At 38.6% G+C, this 17,618-nt stretch carries 17 protein-coding genes and 1 pseudogene; 7 read left to right on the top strand and 11 right to left on the bottom strand.

The window, feature by feature from the left end; all coding sequences use genetic code 11:
• Positions 1-33: 33 nt before the first annotated feature.
• Complete coding sequence (locus ACOMCU_RS09525) at positions 34-930, bottom strand: AraC family transcriptional regulator (RefSeq protein WP_010859708.1); 897 nt, start codon at positions 928-930, stop codon at positions 34-36.
• A 106-nt stretch (positions 931-1,036) separates the two neighbouring features.
• Here ACOMCU_RS09525 and ACOMCU_RS09520 point away from each other — a divergent pair, with 106 nt between their 5' ends.
• The 3 genes and pseudogenes from ACOMCU_RS09520 to ACOMCU_RS09510 form a co-directional block, all read left to right on the top strand.
• Positions 1,037-1,951 carry an EamA family transporter gene (locus ACOMCU_RS09520; protein ID WP_421050030.1) on the top strand — a complete coding sequence of 305 codons (915 nt, stop codon included), beginning with the start codon at positions 1,037-1,039 and terminating at the stop codon, positions 1,949-1,951.
• A gap of 191 nt (positions 1,952-2,142) precedes the next feature.
• Entirely contained in the window at positions 2,143-3,189 is a 1,047-nt protein-coding gene (locus tag ACOMCU_RS09515; protein ID WP_010859710.1) for a Cj0069 family protein, read from the top strand.
• Between the two features lie 197 nt (positions 3,190-3,386).
• Positions 3,387-3,634 (top strand): annotated as a pseudogene (locus ACOMCU_RS09510) (transposase); the annotation flags it as partial.
• A 132-nt stretch (positions 3,635-3,766) separates the two neighbouring features.
• Here ACOMCU_RS09510 and ACOMCU_RS09505 read toward each other — a convergent pair.
• From ACOMCU_RS09505 to ACOMCU_RS09495, 3 genes are all read right to left on the bottom strand, one after another.
• Positions 3,767-4,399, bottom strand: coding sequence for a LysE family transporter (locus ACOMCU_RS09505; protein ID WP_421050029.1), 633 nt, complete (start codon positions 4,397-4,399; stop codon positions 3,767-3,769).
• Positions 4,400-4,812: 413 nt separating this feature from the next.
• The gene (locus tag ACOMCU_RS09500; RefSeq protein WP_421050028.1) at positions 4,813-5,553 is read right to left on the bottom strand and encodes a hypothetical protein; all 741 of its coding nucleotides are present in this window, start codon (positions 5,551-5,553) and stop codon (positions 4,813-4,815) included.
• Between the two features lie 105 nt (positions 5,554-5,658).
• Positions 5,659-7,371, bottom strand: a complete 1,713-nt coding sequence (locus ACOMCU_RS09495; protein WP_421050027.1) for a methyl-accepting chemotaxis protein — start codon at positions 7,369-7,371, stop codon at positions 5,659-5,661.
• Positions 7,372-7,570: 199 nt separating this feature from the next.
• Between ACOMCU_RS09495 and ACOMCU_RS09490 the strand changes: the two genes are divergently transcribed.
• The 3 genes from ACOMCU_RS09490 (at position 7,571) to nspC (ending at position 10,549) form a co-directional block, all read left to right on the top strand.
• Positions 7,571-7,777 carry a hypothetical protein gene (locus ACOMCU_RS09490; RefSeq protein ID WP_010859715.1) on the top strand — a complete coding sequence of 69 codons (207 nt, stop codon included), beginning with the start codon at positions 7,571-7,573 and terminating at the stop codon, positions 7,775-7,777.
• A gap of 406 nt (positions 7,778-8,183) precedes the next feature.
• Positions 8,184-9,413, top strand: a complete 1,230-nt coding sequence (locus ACOMCU_RS09485; RefSeq protein ID WP_010859716.1) for a saccharopine dehydrogenase family protein — start codon at positions 8,184-8,186, stop codon at positions 9,411-9,413.
• Positions 9,410-10,549, top strand: coding sequence for a carboxynorspermidine decarboxylase (nspC, locus tag ACOMCU_RS09480; RefSeq protein WP_010859717.1), 1,140 nt, complete (start codon positions 9,410-9,412; stop codon positions 10,547-10,549). The genes ACOMCU_RS09485 and nspC overlap by 4 nt, the downstream gene beginning before the upstream one ends.
• 292 nt (positions 10,550-10,841) lie before the next feature.
• On the opposite strand, the gene ACOMCU_RS09475 is transcribed toward nspC, so the two are convergent.
• The 5 genes from ACOMCU_RS09475 to mce form a co-directional block, all read right to left on the bottom strand.
• Positions 10,842-11,330 carry a chemotaxis protein CheW gene (locus tag ACOMCU_RS09475; protein ID WP_010859718.1) on the bottom strand — a complete coding sequence of 163 codons (489 nt, stop codon included), beginning with the start codon at positions 11,328-11,330 and terminating at the stop codon, positions 10,842-10,844.
• Positions 11,331-11,354: 24 nt separating this feature from the next.
• On the bottom strand, positions 11,355-12,470 hold the full coding sequence (locus ACOMCU_RS09470; RefSeq protein WP_010859719.1) for a M20/M25/M40 family metallo-hydrolase: 1,116 nt from the start codon (positions 12,468-12,470) through the stop codon (positions 11,355-11,357).
• A gap of 170 nt (positions 12,471-12,640) precedes the next feature.
• Positions 12,641-13,594 (bottom strand): hypothetical protein, encoded by a 954-nt coding sequence (locus ACOMCU_RS09465; protein WP_010859720.1) that lies wholly within the window; start codon positions 13,592-13,594, stop codon positions 12,641-12,643.
• A gap of 210 nt (positions 13,595-13,804) precedes the next feature.
• A complete protein-coding gene (locus tag ACOMCU_RS09460) occupies positions 13,805-15,352 on the bottom strand; it encodes an acyl-CoA carboxylase subunit beta (protein ID WP_421050026.1) in 1,548 nt (515 codons plus the stop codon).
• A 5-nt stretch (positions 15,353-15,357) separates the two neighbouring features.
• Entirely contained in the window at positions 15,358-15,771 is a 414-nt protein-coding gene (gene mce, locus ACOMCU_RS09455; protein ID WP_010859722.1) for a methylmalonyl-CoA epimerase, read from the bottom strand.
• Between the two features lie 125 nt (positions 15,772-15,896).
• Between mce and prli42 the strand changes: the two genes are divergently transcribed.
• On the top strand, positions 15,897-15,992 hold the full coding sequence (gene prli42 / locus ACOMCU_RS09450; protein ID WP_155242458.1) for a stressosome-associated protein Prli42: 96 nt from the start codon (positions 15,897-15,899) through the stop codon (positions 15,990-15,992).
• A gap of 20 nt (positions 15,993-16,012) precedes the next feature.
• On the opposite strand, the gene ACOMCU_RS09445 is transcribed toward prli42, so the two are convergent.
• Together ACOMCU_RS09445 and ACOMCU_RS09440 are read right to left on the bottom strand one after the other, a co-directional pair.
• Positions 16,013-17,020: an aromatic acid exporter family protein gene (locus ACOMCU_RS09445; RefSeq protein ID WP_080647670.1), complete on the bottom strand. Its 1,008-nt coding sequence runs from the start codon at positions 17,018-17,020 to the stop codon at positions 16,013-16,015.
• A 140-nt stretch (positions 17,021-17,160) separates the two neighbouring features.
• The gene (locus ACOMCU_RS09440; protein WP_010859724.1) at positions 17,161-17,601 is read right to left on the bottom strand and encodes a BrxA/BrxB family bacilliredoxin; all 441 of its coding nucleotides are present in this window, start codon (positions 17,599-17,601) and stop codon (positions 17,161-17,163) included.
• Positions 17,602-17,618: the final 17 nt, after the last annotated feature.

Raw genomic sequence — 17,618 nt, 5'->3', positions numbered from 1 at the left:
TTGTCATTAATCTTTCACTATTTGTTTATACAGTTAAAAAGTTTCATCCTTTGTCAAAAATTTCTTGCGATAAACATGAGGAGAGTAGCCAGTATAGTCCTTAAATCTTTCGATATAATAACTGACCGTGCTAAATCCTGTGCTGACTGCAATAGTGGTTACGGATTGCTCACTATCGCGCAACAGTTCCATACTTTTACGAAGGCGGTAATGCAAAATGTATGTGAAAGGCGTCATGCCCACTATTTTCTTAAAAAAGCGACTACATTCAGCGCGACTTAAAAAAACGTGGGCGGCTAAATTTTCAAGGGTAATTTTCTCCTGATAATGGCTATGTAAATAATCCAGCATCTCCTTAGCACGTTCATGCTGCACAATTACCGATGGAGTCATTCGTTCTTCTGTTAGCAAAGATTGTGTCAAAATTGTTTCCCAAATGAGTAACAGTTCTCGCCATACTTTCATCTCAAAAAATAGTTCGCGCTCTTTCAATAAAACGGCGGCACTTTCAACCGCTTGTGCCAACTCCCCAGAAAACTTAACAAAGGGTAGCCTATTAGTCGTAACATAGGGGAGAACATATTTTGTCGCCATAATACTCCCCTCATGCCCCCCTAATAACTTAGGATCAACATTGACACAGTAAATCTTCGCTTGCTCTTTGTCAGAAGGTTTCGCTTCATGTAAGCAAGATGCATTGACAAAGACACCCTCCCCCTGTTTAAGCACAATTTCATCCGCCCCTACACGATACTGCACACTTCCTTCTTTGACATAGACAAATTGAATCTCCTTATGCCAATGTAACGGTAAAAAATCCATGCGATCTAGTCGCAGTATTGTTTCATACAATGCTACAGGAAACGCCTTCGTGCCATGCAGCGTTAATTCTTGTAAATCCTTTGCTACTTTAATATGTGATAACGCCACTATTTCACCTCAATATATTGATATTAATAACCATATAATTCGATATTTCTTCTGATAAGCACCCTTTATAATTGCTTTATATTGATAGTTTAGGAGATGTTGCAGTATGAATCAACACGTAACGAAAAATCGTACAATGGGTTTTATCCTTGTTATTCTTGGCGCAAGTTTTTGGGGGATTGGGGGTACAGTCGCGCAAAAGCTCTTTCAGCAAGAAAATATTGAGGTTGGCTGGCTTGTATCCAGTCGTCTTCTTTTAGCGGGCTTGTTACTACTTATCGTTTATAAAATTACACATCGTAAAGAATCTCTTTTTGTGATTTGGCGTACAAAGTATAATGCTTTTAGACAAATTTTATTTAGCTTACTCGGCATGCTTGCTGTGCAATATACTTATATGATGTCCATTGCTTTAGGGAATTCTGCAGTAGCAACATTGTTGCAATACTTAGCGCCTCTTTTTATCATGGCCTATTATTTGATCACGAAACACAGCCAATTGACAAAACAGGATGGTATAGCCGTGTCACTCACACTCATCGGAACATTTTTTTTGCTTACTAATGGTTCTCTCTCTACACTTTCAGTTCCAGCAATGGCAGTGTTTTGGGGTGTATTATCTGGTCTTTCGGTCGCCTTTTATACATTATATGCTGTTCCGCTTTTACAACATTTTCATTCGTTACTTGTTGTAGGCTGGTCAATGCTTATTGGTGGTTCAGTTATGTCTTTATTTTATCAACCATGGCACATCGATATTTCAAACTGGGCTTTTTCAACTACAGCTTATTTTTTCTTTATCGTTATTTTTGGGACAATGTTAGCATTTTGGTTTTATATTGAAAGTCTGCAATATTTATCGCCTAAGGAAACAAGTTTACTTGGTAGCCTCGAACCATTAACTGCTGTCATCACAAGCGTACTTTGGCTACAAATTTCCTTTGGAAGCCACCAAGTAATCGGGACTTTACTCATTCTATGTATGATTTTATATCTTACTGTTTTTCAAAAAAACGCATAAAATTGTAACAAAATATAAGTATATAGTAATTTTGTAGTTAATTCAGATAATTCAAATAAATAATGGTTATAAATTCCTATATTAGAAATAATAAACCGAGAATTTATACATAAAATTTACATATTTCATATATCTTTTCTCCTTATTTGTCTATTATACTGAAATTATCATCATATTAAGGAGGTAATTATATGGATAGAAAAGTAATATTCTTCGAAGTACAGGGCGGTAATGACAAAGGACCCGATGGCTATCGAAAAGACACCATGCCGATGGTTCATGCACTTAAACAACGAGGTCAAGATGCTGAAGTCATTTTCTTTGATGTAACAAAAAAAGATAATATTTTTAATTATGTAAAAGAGCAAGGCATCGCCTACGTATCACGCATCAATCCCGGCAACTTACAGCATGAAACAGAATATTTTGAGATGTTGCGTGAGTTGAGTGCAGTAGGCGTTATTGGTATGCCTCACCCTGATGCAATGATTGGCTACGGTTCTAAAGATGTGTTATCGAAGCTGACTGCCACTAACTTAGTGCCGGATGATACGTTTGCCTATTACACGATTGAAGCTTTTAAAACTCAGTTTCCCACTTCACTTGCCATAAATGAACGGGTATTAAAGCAAAATCGAGGTTCAACAGGTGAAGGCATTTGGCGTGTGAAATTAGTCAATCCACTTGCTAAAGGAGTTACAGAAGTGCCACTTGATGCAGAAATTAAATGTACAGAAGCCAAGGATAATCACGTAGAATATTGGAAGCTAGGTGAATTCATGACTTTTTGTGAACAGTACATTACTGGTACAAATGGTATGTTAATCGATATGCGCTTCCTACCTCGTATTACCGAAGGCGAAATCCGCTTATTTATGTTGCGTGATAAACCAGTTCACGTCGTACATAAAAAACCAGCAGATTCCGAGGATGCCTTTAGTGCGACACTGTTCTCAGGCGCCCAATACCGCTATGATGCACCTGAAGAATGGGCTGAACTTGTACAAAACTTTTTAATCCAATTACCTCTTGTCACAAGCATATTGGGCAACTATGATTTGCCACTAATTTGGACAGCCGATTTCATGCTAGATACAAATGGCGCTGGAGAGGACTGCTATATTTTAGGAGAAATGAACTGCTCATGTGTGGGCTTTACGTCTGAACTCACATTGGCTCACCAAGTGGCTGAAGAAATTTTAGCCTGCATTAAAGAGCAAACAGAAATTTCAGCGTAAAAATAAAACATTCCGTCGCACTTTCAGGCCGTAAACAAACTCAAAAAATTGAGTTTGTTTACGGCCTCTTTTCTTTTAAATATAGAAGTATCTATATGAACCCGTTGCTTTGCGCTACGGCGGACGCTTTTCGCGGGCACGGCTTCAATCTCCTCGTCGCTACGCTCCTGCGGGGCCTTCAGCTCATGCTATTCTTTTATTCAACGACAATGAAAGAAGGCAGAAGACAATATAAATTCAATCCACTTCTATGCGCAAGTTTGTCCGTTATTGACTCAATGTACGACGAGTAAGGATCATCGGAAAATTATTCATATTTGAGCGTAAATGTGGAAGAAGTCGATCATTTAGTGACATGAAACAAATCTATGCACTTCGAAAAGAAATGATTAAACGTGTAATTGCGGATGCGAAAGAAAAGCATGGTATGCGTTGGACAACCTTGTACTATTCTCGTTAATAGGGGCTATTTATAACTACTATTTCTGATAAAATGACAAAAGGTATTCGGAATGATCACATTCCGAATACCTTTTGTCGTTAATCTGAAAGTTCGACGTTTCCGTCGCACTTTTTTTTACAGATAAACCTTTATGCCCTGAATAAATTCATAAATAAAATAACCTGCAAATCCAATCAATAAGATGCCTGATAACATTGTAAGTGTTTTAATCATCTTACGACTCATCGCCCTACGCGTCACAGAAACAATGGTCATCAGACCCATATCATGCAGTAAAATACCGCTAAGTACTCCTGCAGCGATTACTAAAAAGCTTGTCGACTCAGCCTGATCATAAGACTTTGCTAGCACGACCCCAAAAACATTAACCCAAAAAACTAGATTTCCTGGTGATATCGCTACGAGCAAACCATTTCGATATGATTTAAAAAAAGACTTCGTCACCTTTTCACCAGCCAATGTAATATCATGGTCGGCATTTTTGATAGAATCAATTCCTAATAACAATAAGAACCCTGCCCCAATAATCCACATTGGCAGGTGAATCATCGGCATTGCTAATATTGAAGCAAGCCCCATATACAAAGCGAAAATCAATGCAATGTCGATAGTCATGCCACCAAGCCCTACAGCCCAGCCATGCATAAAACCGTTTTTTAATCCTTGCTTCGTCATTTCCACCGTAATGGCACCTACTGGCATAGCAATTGCCAGCCCTACCATGACATACGCTACATACAAACTCAAAGAAACACTTCTTTCATGCAATAAAATAAGTTTCATACGTCCGTTTATACGATAATTCTAGCATAAAAATACGGTAATATCTTGTATTTTTTATAATTATTCATTTTATTGAGCTCAATTGACAATTAACTATTGCCAAAATGACTGCTCTTTTTGATATGTAGAAATATGGAAAACAAGAAAAAGTTTAAATCCCTGATAGAACAATGACTTATGTTAATGAAAGGAAATGAGCCAGCTACTCTTGCATGAAGCGTGCTAAAGGAGGAGGCTAGATGGTTCGTCCGTGGAAAGCAGATGGCTAGTTCAGCATCTGATTATTACTTCTCGCTTGTATAAAAAAAAAGCCTGTTGATAAACTCGAGTTTGTCAACAGGCTGAGTCATCCTACCTTACTGACATGCCTTCTTTTTTTATAGCATTTGCTTCTTCCATTGTGTAACGACATCTTTTAACTTTGCGATTTCTATTTTTAAAGCCACTTGCTTCTCGGTACAACGTTTTTCAGCCTTCATCCATGCTTCTTCTAAAGCAGGTAAATAGCTTAAATTCTTTGTTGTTGAGACAAGCTGTAAAAAAATATTCCCTTGTATGAAGTACCAGCGAGGGTTCATATCATCTAACAAAATGGCTTCTTCAATAAGACGAAGTGCTAAAAAAGGACTCGCTTCAACTCGATTTACAAATTGCGCAAATGCACCCCAATATAGTGCTGTATTTGGCTGTAATTTAATGGCTTCTGCGTATTGTACCATCGCCTTATCATACTCTTTCGCAAGTGCAAAATATTCAGCCATTGTATAGTAAGCATTGGCCTGAGCCTCGATTGGTCCTGCCAGTAACTCATCTACTACGTTACTGAATTGTTCATGATCCTGACTTCCTAAATAGCTCGCAAGTACATCACGCTCTGGATACGATCCATCTGTACGTTCGACACTTTGTTTCACCTTTTCATTCGTAGGGTTTGGCATATTGGCATAGCCATTGGCCTCTAAAAGCGCGACATGTTGCTGAACTGTTGAGAATGAAGCATCCCCTGCAAACAATTCATTAGCTATTAATGCTTTTGCTAAAGTATAGCTGTCTTTAACTCTACCATTTACAAACAATTCATTTATGTGTTGTACTTGCTCCTCAAATTGTTTTATCACTATTAAATTCCTCACCTTCACCAAAGAAAAAGTCTTATAGGTAGTTTACCATCTTTAGAAAGAAAAGTAGCTATTATCGTAAAAGCCACTGCCAAACAATGATTACTAGTCTTTCAATTTAAACGCCTCTACATATTTATTCAGTTCTTTTGCCAGTTGACTTGTTTCATAGGATCCATTTGTCACTTCGTCAATACTTGCCGTTGTTTGTTGCGCAGCTGCTTTAATATTATTCATCGTCTCTTCTATTTCGCGTATAGCCTCTGTTAACTGTTGAATCATTTGTACGACATGATCGGACTTCTCTGTTTCGAGAGTCAATACATTAGAAATACCTGTGATTTGCTCTACTGTTTCTGCAACTGCTGTTGAAATCTCACTTAACGACTGTACTGTTAAACTTACAGTGTCAGTACCTTTTTCTATATATGTCGTATTGTCGTTTGTGGAAGATATAACATGCTGAATACGTTCCATAATGTCTTGGACAAGCTTGTCCACTTCTAATACTTCTTGATTTGATTGTTCGGCAAGTTTGCGTACTTCCTCTGCAACAACTGCAAAGCCTTTACCATGTTCACCGGCTCTTGCCGCTTCTATAGATGCATTTAGTGCTAAAAGGTTTGTTTGTGTAGCGATGCCAGCAATTGTATTCGTAATATCTTGGACCTTTGTTGCGGATACTACTAAATTTTGAACTGTATGACTGACTTCATCAGAACCTTGACGAATTAACGCCATATCATTATTTATGTCTTTTGCACGTTGCTCGCCCTCGCTTGCAATTTTCATCGTGTCATTTGAAATTTCAACGCTATAATCAGCCTTCACTTTCATATTTTGTAAATCATCTGCTAATGACGTAAGTGCTCCTGTAGCATTTTCTGCATGATGCATACCTTCTGTCACCGCCGTCGATACCTCACCAATATTATTCGCAACAATTTGAACAGTATCGGTCATGCCGTTAAGTGTATTAGACGTTTCAACTGCATTGGCGGTTAATGCATCCGATGTGGACCGCATTGTTACAATCATATTTTGTAAACTCTTTGTCATACGATTTAAAGTATTGGCTAAATCGCCTACCTCATCATGACTTTTAACATCCGTCCCCTTTACAGCTAAGTTGCCATCCGCAATTTGTTTCGCCTGTTCAATTAAAAGGCTAATCGGTCTTACTTTTCGACGGATTAAGAAGCCTGTAATGATTGAAGCTAATAGCATGGGAATGATGCTTATTAAAATACCATTGCGTACAACATCCCACGTTCGTTCTTTCACGATATTGGCATCAAAATCGATAACACTAATGGCAATAATTTCTTTACTAGGATCATGATCCTTAAAAATGGGAGCATAACCAGACAGACGGTTCATCCCACCAAATGAATACGCTTCAGAATAAGTTGGGTGCTTCATGTCCAGTAGCATTGCAATCGCATCTTCATCGATATAAAAATCATCTCCTGGCGCAAATCCTTTATTCGCTAAGTGCTCATCAAGAGCAAGTATTGTCCCATCTAATGTTAAAATGTACTGGGTTTGAAATATATCTTTATGATTGGTTGTCCAATTTAAATCATTGCCGATGCGTTCCATTGCTTGTTTATCCCCAGTAAGTGCTTTTTCAATTTCTGCTGAACCTATTAATCCTGTCGTAATATTGGCACAACCATATGCCTCGACGCCAGCAGCATCATATAATTTGTTGTAAGCTGTTATGTATGTAGCAACCGAAGTAATACCTAGCATCACCACAAGGATGCCTGCAATAATCGTCCCTAGTTGAAAAGTTAATGAATTTCGTAAATTCACGATTCATACTCTCCCCTTTCTTGTAAAAATCTATGAAAATTCGACTTTATCAATCATCATACTATAATAACATGTATTTAAAAAGCATCTTTTAAACTTAAACTTTCGCAAATACCTTGGTTGTTTTTCGGAATTATGAGATAATTGAAGTATATTTACTTTATCTGAGAGGCATTAATACATTTTAGGGGGGCTTGCTATGAATAGCCGTTTTCATTTTTTGACTCTTATTATGGGAAATTTATTAACACTTGGAGCCATTTTTATTTATGCCATACAAAGCCAAGTACAGGTCGCCCTCAGCACCTACGGCCTCGTGATGGGATATTTAAGTACGCTACTAATTTTTATTTTTTATTTATGGGGGAATGAGAAACCACATGTATCAAACCGTTTTTTCAAATAGAGGAAATGAGTAAAGATTGTAGTAAATGCCAATGCTACAATCTTTATCAATTGTTAAACTAGTAAGATGATAATAGCTTTCTCCCCTTTTGCTCAAATAGCAATCGCCGCAATATCTCCACCAATTAGCTATCTTTAAAAATATCACAACATTCTTATGCGGTTGTAGCAAAATCGTTTTCATGTTCTCTAGACACAAAATAGACGAAAAAAACTTTTAAATATTCTCTGTCCTTTTTTACGCAATTTCTTTCTATTTTCGGAGTATTCACCGCTGAAAATGGCTGATGATTGTAGAAAAATAAAATTTTTTGTGGAAAATTAAAAAACAATGATTGAGTAGTATATCAATTTTCTGTATAATCAGCTTGTTTGACAATACTTTATATGAACTTGGGGGTAGACAATTGGGTAAAGCATTGATTATAGGAGCTGGCGGAGTAGCCAGTGTTGTGGTACACAAGTGTGTTCAAAATTCGGACGTATTTGAGGAAATTTGTATCGCAAGTAGAACTGTTTCAAAATGTGACGCTCTAAAAGAGAAACTAGACGGCGGAAAAACAAAGATTCATACTGCACAGGTAGATGCCGATAATACAGACGAGGTTATTGAGCTTATTAAAGCCTTTGGACCAGACGTTGTGATTAACGTTGCACTACCTTATCAAGACTTAACGATTATGGATGCTTGCTTAGCGACAGGTGTGCACTATGTGGATACTGCAAACTACGAGCCACCTGAAACGGCAAAATTTGAATATAAATGGCAATGGGCTTACAAAGAAAAGTTCGAGAAAGCTGGTTTAACAGCATTACTTGGTAGCGGTTTTGACCCAGGTGTAACGGGCGTTTTCACTGCTCATGCACAAAAACATGAATTTGACGAAATTCACTACATTGATATTGTCGATGCCAATGCTGGTGATCACGGTTATCATTTCGCAACAAACTTCAATCCAGAAATCAATATTCGCGAAATTACGGCAAATGGTCGTTACTGGAAAGATGGCGAGTGGATTGAAACAGCGCCACTTGAGAAAAAAGAAGTGTATAACTTACCAGAAATCGGTCCAAAAGATATTTACCTGTTATACCATGAAGAATTAGAATCACTTGCGAAAAACATTAAAGGTTTAAAGCAAATTCGCTTCTGGATGACATTCTCTGAAAAATACTTAACACACTTAAAAGTATTAGAGAACGTTGGCATGACATCGATTGAGCCAATCGAATTTGAAGGACAAATGATTCAACCAATTCACTTCCTTAAAGCAATATTACCGGATCCTGCATCACTTGGACCACGCACTAAAGGAAAAACAAATATCGGTTGTATCATCCGTGGACTAAAAGATGGCAAAGAGAAAACTTACTACGTGTATAATGTATGCGATCACGAAGCTTGTTACAACGAGGTTGGTTCACAAGCGATTTCATACACAACTGGTGTACCAGCAATGATTGGTGCAATGCTTGTCATGAACGGTCAATGGCGCAAACCAGGTGTGTGGAACGTAGAAGATTTCAATCCAGATCCATTCATGGATGCACTAAATAAATGGGGTCTACCATGGCAAGAAAGCCACAACCCAGAATTACTTGCCCTTGATTTAGATGCAAAGGAATTAAGCCGATGAAACCAATCGATTTCACAAAAGTTCCATCCCCTTCTTACGTTGTGGATGAACGATTATTAACCAAAAATCTTGAGCTTTTAAAATCGATTCAAGAACGCACAGGCTGTCGTATATTGCTTGCCCTAAAAGGATTTTCGATGCATTCGACATTCCCTTTAGTTGGTGAATACCTAGCAGGCATTACGTCAAGTTCCCTATACGAAGCGCGTCTTGGCTATGAAAAAATGGGCAAGGAAGTTCACGTCTACGCACCTGCTTATGTAGAGCATGAAATGGACGAGCTGCTTGGCTATGTCGATCACATCGTTTTTAACTCATTCAACCAATGGGCACAGTTCAAGAACAAGGTAAAAGCGGCTGGTAAATCAATCGATTGTGGTATTCGTGTTAATCCTGAGTACTCTGAAATTGAAACGGCGCTTTATGACCCTTGTTATACAAACTCACGGCTTGGTACAACATTAGCTAATTTCGACAAGACACAACTTGACGGTATCGACGGCTTACACTTCCATGCGATGTGTGAGCAAAACTCTGATACGTTAGAACGTATTATTAAAGTAGTCGAAGAGAAATTTGGCGATGTTCTACACCAAATGAAATGGTTAAACTTCGGTGGCGGTCACCATATTACACGCGAAGATTACGATATCGATAAGCTTGTAGACATTATTAATTACATTCAAGATAAGTATGACCTGCTTGTTTATTTAGAACCTGGTGAAGCAGTAGCATTAAACACAGGCTACTTAGTGGCAACGGTTCTAGATATTCAGAAAAACGGTATGGACCTAGCAATTTTAGATACATCTGCAACATGTCATATGCCAGATGTACTAGAAATGCCTTACCGCCCAGTTATTATTGGTGCAGGTCAGCCAAATGAACTTGCTTATACCTATCGCTTAGGAGGGCTTACATGCCTTGCAGGTGATGTAATTGGTGATTATTCATTTGAAGAACCATTACAACCAGGCGATCGTCTTGTTTTCACAGATATGGCACATTACTCTATGGTGAAAACCCATATGTTTAATGGTGTGAACCTTCCTTCTATCGTTTCTTATAATGATGAAGAAGGCGTTAAAGTCATTCGTGAATTTAAGTTTGAAGATTATAGCGGTAGACTTTCTTAATGAAACGAAGAGCCCCTCCAACTAGATGACTGGAGGGGCTCTTCAATATTGACAAAGGCATTAACAGGAAAAAAAATACAGTACCTCCCCTCTTAGGAAGTACTGTGTATTTCTTTATTCATAAGGGCTTTCCCCTCTTCAACGAGGATAAAACGTTGCCTGTCACTAGAGGACCTGTTTTAAAACCTACAACGATTGCTTTATTTACTATGGGTTGTATTGACTATGTCATTTTCAGGTTGAGAAAAAACTCGCTCACCCAGGAAAAATAAAATTGAAAAAACATAGAGACTCAGGCCTCTACGTTTTCTTCTTCATTTTCAAGCATTTTGTGTAAATAATTAATAATTTCACGGATACCATCCAATGAGTTAACAAGTATTTTAGGGTCCACGTATGTGATCATACGATTTTCAAGGTTAGCCACAGCAGTAAAGTAACGTGTTTTTGAATAATTGACAAGCCCCATCTGCTTTAATACCGACTCTTCTAAATCAAGAATTTCACGAGCCTCTGTTACGAGTAAACCATAGTTCACGACATCTGTATTTAATACGATGACACGTGCCGTTGGTGAATTTGAAGAACGATTGTATAATATACGCTCAAAATCTAGCACAGGTACAAGTTCTCCACGGATTCTTGTAAAGCCAAGTAAATAATTGGGCAAATGAGGAATCGGCGTAATATGCTCTAATTTTTCAATGGATATCGCTTGTTCAACTGGCACTGCATATTCCTCTGTTCCACAAGCAAAAACCACTGCCTTTACACTTTCCATACGGTCACTTCCTTCAATTTTGTGTTATTTTTTCGCTGTCTCTTTGACTACTTCGACAAGCAAATCTGCTAATTTCTCTAATTCCTCTACTGGGATTTTTTCATTTGTCGTATGAATATCTTCATAGCCAACAGATAAATTCACCGTAGGAATACCAAATCCTGCAATGACATTGGCATCTGAACCACCACCAGAAATACCAAGCAATGGTGTACGATCAATATTACGTGCTGCAGCCATTGCTACTTGAACAACTTTATCAGATTCTGTTACACGGAAGCCAGGGTACATAAGCTTCACTTCTACTTCAGCACGCGCTCCCATTGAAGCTGCAATTTGCTCAAAAGTTTCTTTCATGTGATTTGTTTGAGTATCTAATTTTGCCTGATCAATTGACCGTGCTTCGGCTAAAATCGTCACTTCATCACAGACAATATTCGTTGCCTGACCACCCTCAAAGCGCCCAATATTTGCCGTTGTTTCTTCGTCTAAACGACCAAGCTTCATTTGTGCTATACACTTTGAAGCAACAGTAATTGCTGATATCCCTTTTTCTGGCGCAACGCCTGCATGAGCTGTTTTACCAATTATCTTTGCGAAAATTTTTGCTTGGAAGGGAGCTGCCGTTACGATACCGCCAACCTTGCCATCACTATCCACTGCAAAGCCATACTTTGCTTTTATTTTTGCAGGATCTAATTCTTTTGCTCCCACTAATCCACTCTCTTCGCCTGCGGTAATGATAAATTCAATATCCCCATGTGCAATATTTTGCTCTTTTAAGCGCTTTACCATTTCAAATAATGCCGCAAGACCAGCTTTATCATCGGCACCTAAAATTGTTGTACCATCAGAAACAATATAGCCATCTTCACGAATGGATGGTTTAATGCCTTTCCCTGGTACGACTGTATCCATATGACAAGTGAAATAGATTGGTTCTACCTCTAATGTACCTTTTAAAGTAGCGATTAAATTCCCTGCACCATGTCCATTACGTGTATGTGCATCATCTTGCTCTACTGTAAAGCCAAGTGCAGTTAATTTGTCGATTAAAATCGGTGCAATCACCTGTTCATGCTTTGTTTCTGAATCGATTTGTACGAGTTCAAAAAACTCTTCTACTAAACGACTTGTCATATTGTAAGACTCCCTTAGTTTACGTGTTTTTCCACGTCATAGTATAAGTATTATTTTAGCACAACCACTGTGTAGTTGAAATCATTCACATGAGATATCTTCCCTATTATGGGGAAGAACAGATAAATGCTCCTGTGAACAGGGGCGTGTAACCCTTTCCATAGCTAACTTTATCGTTGTAATATAATTGACTTCTCTTCTTGTAATGCTGCTAAATATTCAACTGCTTTATGATGTTTATCCTGCAATCGCCACATCGTATTATGTACATCATCCTGTACACGAGATACCTGCTCTCCTGCTGTCGATATTTTTGAATGCACAGACCAAGCTGAAAAAATATCATCGAAGAAATAATCCGCAAATTTAACCAAACCATCCGTCTCAACGTGTAGAGATTTAGTAGACATATCTTGTACGTCTAATAATTCATTTTGAAAACGCTGTAATGCAATTTGGGCATTATGAAGATAGCTTTCGGTTTTATCGAGGGAATCATGCTTTAAATGTGTAGCAATGAGACCTCCACCAAAAAACGTATCCCATGTCGAATAACCACTTGCTGAGTGCAAAGAAGCTGCTGCTTGTCCAAGCTTAGTAAGTGCTGCGTCTCCTGCTTCTTCAGCTTCTTTTATTTCTAGCATGAGCTGCTTAGTTAACATTTCTTCATTTGCTAATTGTTCTAATCTCTGCGCTTTTTCAGGAGCATGTAATTGGAGATAGCCTTTCTTTTTTGCATTTAATTGTGATAAGGCTGCATGCAGTTGTTGTTCATTGATTTGAGCCAACTTTACATTCACCTGCCCTAGATCTTGCGTCAAGTCCCGTTGCATATTTGTTGCTTCTTTTATTTTTAACTCTAGGATGGCTGCTTTATCAATTTTTTCTGCACGTAGCTCATCACGTTGTCCTGTCCATGTGCGGATCATATTCATAAACGAAAATCCTTCTAACTTATCGAGTCTTTTACGAATATGATTGAGTGCTGTCGAGTGATTGTATATTTCCTGTTGTGCATGGTCAATTTGCCCTTCAATTAAAAGTTTTTGTTCACTTAACCTGCTAGCATTTCTCAACTGCGCATGAAGCATTTCTTGCTCTTTTTGTAATTGTTGCCATTCCATTCATCTCAACTCCCCTTATATAGTTGTACGAATAAACGCAAAAAATGTTTCAATAATCTGTCATTTTACGACATTTTTTTCTTGTCTGCTTCACTTTTATCGCAACCAACTACCTAATCATCTACTGATAGGAGCATATGGAACAATCTTTACAGCATGTCCTTGCCAAGAAAAACCCAGTAACCAAAAGGCTACTGGGCTTGTCTATACTTATAGCGGAATATTTCCGTGTTTTTTGTCTGGACGTGTTTCGTGTTTATTGGCTAACATATCTAATCCTTGTATTAACTTGATACGTGTATCACGAGGATCGATAACATCGTCTACCATACCACGAGATGCTGCAACGTAAGGGTTTGCAAATTTTTCTTTGTATTCTTCGATTTTTGCTGCACGTGTCGCTTCTGGATCATCGGATTTTGCGATTTCACGTGCGAAGATGATGTTTGCTGCACCTGCTGCACCCATAACAGCGATCTCAGCGTTTGGCCATGAGAATACAAGGTCAGCACCAATCGATTTAGAGTTAAGCGCAACATACGCACCACCGTATGCTTTACGCAGAATCACTGTAATTTTCGGAACAGTTGCTTCTGAGTATGCATAAAGGATTTTTGCACCATGTCGGATGATACCACCATGTTCTTGTTTAACGCCCGGGAAGAAGCCAGAAACGTCTTCAAATGTAATGATTGGTACATTGTATGCATCACAAGTACGGATGAAACGAGCTGCTTTGTCTGAAGAGTCGATATCAAGACCACCAGCTAAAACTTTTGGTTGGTTACAAACAAGACCCACCGATTCACCTGCAATACGTGCAAAACCAACAACAACGTTTTTCGCAAATTCAGAGTGAACTTCCATGAATGAACCTTCGTCCACTACTTGTTCTACTACTTTACGCACATCGTATGGACGAGTTGTTTCAATCGGCACAGTATCAACGATTTCTGGACGGTAGTCCTCACCTTCTGGCTTCGCTTGACGAGGTGCTTTCTCTTTATTGTTTTGCGGTAAATAGCTTAGTAATTGTTTAATTTGATCAACAGCCGCCTCTTCAGAAGGAGCACGGAAATGAGCATTACCACTGATTGCATTATTTACTTTTGAACCACCAAGGTCTTCAGCAGAGATTTTTTCACCTGTTACCGTTTCAATAACTTTTGGTCCAGTAATGAACATTTGAGATGTTTTATCTACCATTAGGATAAAGTCTGTGATTGCGGGAGAATACACAGCACCACCTGCACATGGACCCATAATAACTGAGATTTGTGGAATTACACCAGAGTAGATTGCATTACGGTAGAAAATATGACCGTACCCATCAAGTGAAAGTACACCCTCTTGAATACGTGCGCCACCTGAATCGTTAATCCCAATAAATGGCGTACCGTTTTTCGCAGCAAGATCCATTACTGTTGCCATTTTTTTCGCGTGCATTTCACCAAGTGCTCCACCGAATACAGTGAAATCTTGAGAGAATAAGTATACTGGACGTCCGTTAATTTTACCGAAACCAGTTACGACACCGTCTCCAGGGCCTTCCATTTTGTCCATACCGAAGTCTACTGTACGATGTGTAATGAATGGGTTAATCTCGAAAAATGTACCTTCGTCTAGTAATAAGTCAATACGTTCACGAGCCGTTAACTTTCCTTTTTCGTGTTGCTTTTCGATGCGCTCATAGCCACCACCAAGTTCAATTACCGTCTTACGATCGTACAAGTCATTAATTTTGTCGAACATATCCATATAGATCACTTATCCCCTTTTCCACTTTTATCGCATAGTTCATACAACACACCAAAAGATGATTTAGGATGCATAAAAGCAACCTCTGCACCACCAGCACCTGGGCCTGGCTCATCTGATAAAAGACGCACACCTTTTTCACGAAGTTCTGCCATACGCTCACGAATTCCTGTTACACCGAATGCAACATGGTGAATACCTTCTCCACGTTTTTCAATGAATCCATGAATTGCACTTTTCTCACTCATTGGTTCTAACAACTCCATTTTCACGTTGCCAGCGTCGATGAATGCAACGCGAACCTGTTGAGATTCAACTTCTTCAACTTTCAGTAACTTTAATCCTAAAATTTCTGTATAATATGTAATGCGTTCATCAAGATTGCGCACTGCAATCCCAATATGGTCTACTTTCTCCATGGTGACATCTCCTTCTGTTATGGTACATACTCTATTTTACAGACTTTTTTGTCAAAACTCTACTACTTGAGAAATTTTTCAGATTTGCTAAACTATTTATAAGAAAAGAAGGAGCGAACGAGCATATGAGTAATAAAAAATTTCAAAAAATCGTTGTCTATGCAATGGTAGTTATCATGTTAATTTCATCTCTTGCATTCGGTTTATCAATGCTAGTCTAAAGGAATGCTAAGCGTCCACACTACTGTGGGCGCTCTTTCTTTACCTTCAGTCCTTTAAATGACTGCTTTATTTCTAAATAACGATCCATTTCTTCGATTAATTGATAGAGAGCTGCCTGTGCTAAAAATTCCTCATGATTTATAGGCAATGGTAATTGAGAGAAATCCCGTTTCACATGCTCCAATTTCTCCCTAAAATGACCTGCCGTATTACCTGAATGAACATGCTCTCCTAAGTCCTGCAAAAAATCTGCCACAATTGCAGCCTCTTGTACTATAACAGGAAGTGCCGTTATTTTTGGTAGCACTCGTTCGATTATTTCGAGCTGTTGTTCGCGCATATCAAAATATACATAATAGTCATTTTCTCGCCTCGTGAAATGATTTTCAACATCTTTAAAGGCTAATGACTTTGCACGATTCAACGTTTTGACCGCTTGAATTAATTCTTGCCCGTCCCACAATGTATCGCCTTCTCTTAAATACTCGGCAATTTCTAAAAAAATCTTACTGTAAAGCTCCTCAATTTTCACTCGATAATAATTTAATTCTTTTTGAATATCTGGCATATACATATTAATCGCAATACCTGTCCCGTAACCAATCGCCATTAAAGCCAGCTCATTATAAACGAGCGATAATGAAAAACCTCCAGCTGCATAGATATGCATAATGATAACCGCACTAGAGACAAAGCCATCTGCTACTTTTAAAGACACTATTGTTGGTATAAACAGCACAAGCATGCCTGCTAACGTTAGCGGATGATACGTAAATAATTCAAAGCTCAAAAATGCATAGAGCATGGCGATAATACTTGCAATAAAGCGTGTATAGGCAGCGTGAAGAGATTTTTTCTTAGTGGGCTGCACACATAATATCGTTAGAATACCAGCTGATGCATAAGAAGCTAATTCAAAGTACTGGGCAATGGCAATAGCCATTGCTGCCCCGGCTGCTGTTTTTAATGTACGATAGCCGATTGAAAACTTTTTCAAGTCGACTGCCTCCCATCTTGCAGCATTCATAACGAAGTTTTCTTCATTAGAAGTTCTGCTTATCTTTCTAAATTTGTCTGAATAAGACGATTATTTAGCCAATATTACAAAAATTCATAAAGGAATATGACTAAAGTGCACGAGGCACCCTAGTCATAGTCATATGAATCTTATAGTTCTTCGCAGTATTCTTCGAAGTTTGCTTGCAAGTTTGTCACAACTGACATTGGGTCATGCCCTTCGATTTCATAGCGTCCCACTTCTGCTACTACTTGTCCATCTTTTAGCAAAATAAATGATGGAGATGAAGGTAAGTGGTCCTCACCGAAGTGATAACGAGCTGCTGCCGTCGCATCTTTATCTTGACCTGCAAAGACAGTTACCAGATGGTCTGGACGTTTATCGTAATGCACACATTGTGTTGCTGCTGGACGTGCAATGCCTCCTGCACATCCACAAACTGAGTTCACCATTACTAACGTTGTCCCCGGACGAGCAAACGCCTCTTCAACAGCTTCTGGTGTGCGTAGCTGCTCATAACCTGCAGCCTCAATTTCAGCACGTGCTGTTTTTAAAATTTCTTGCATAAATAAATCGTAATCCATATTCATAAAGCGAAAGCTCCTTT

The organism is Lysinibacillus sp. UGB7 (assembly GCF_049058285.1).
Classification (GTDB): domain Bacteria; phylum Bacillota; class Bacilli; order Bacillales_A; family Planococcaceae; genus Lysinibacillus; species Lysinibacillus sphaericus_B.
The sequence above is the reverse complement of the archived record's forward strand: the minus strand, read 5'-3'. Positions and strand labels throughout refer to the sequence as shown.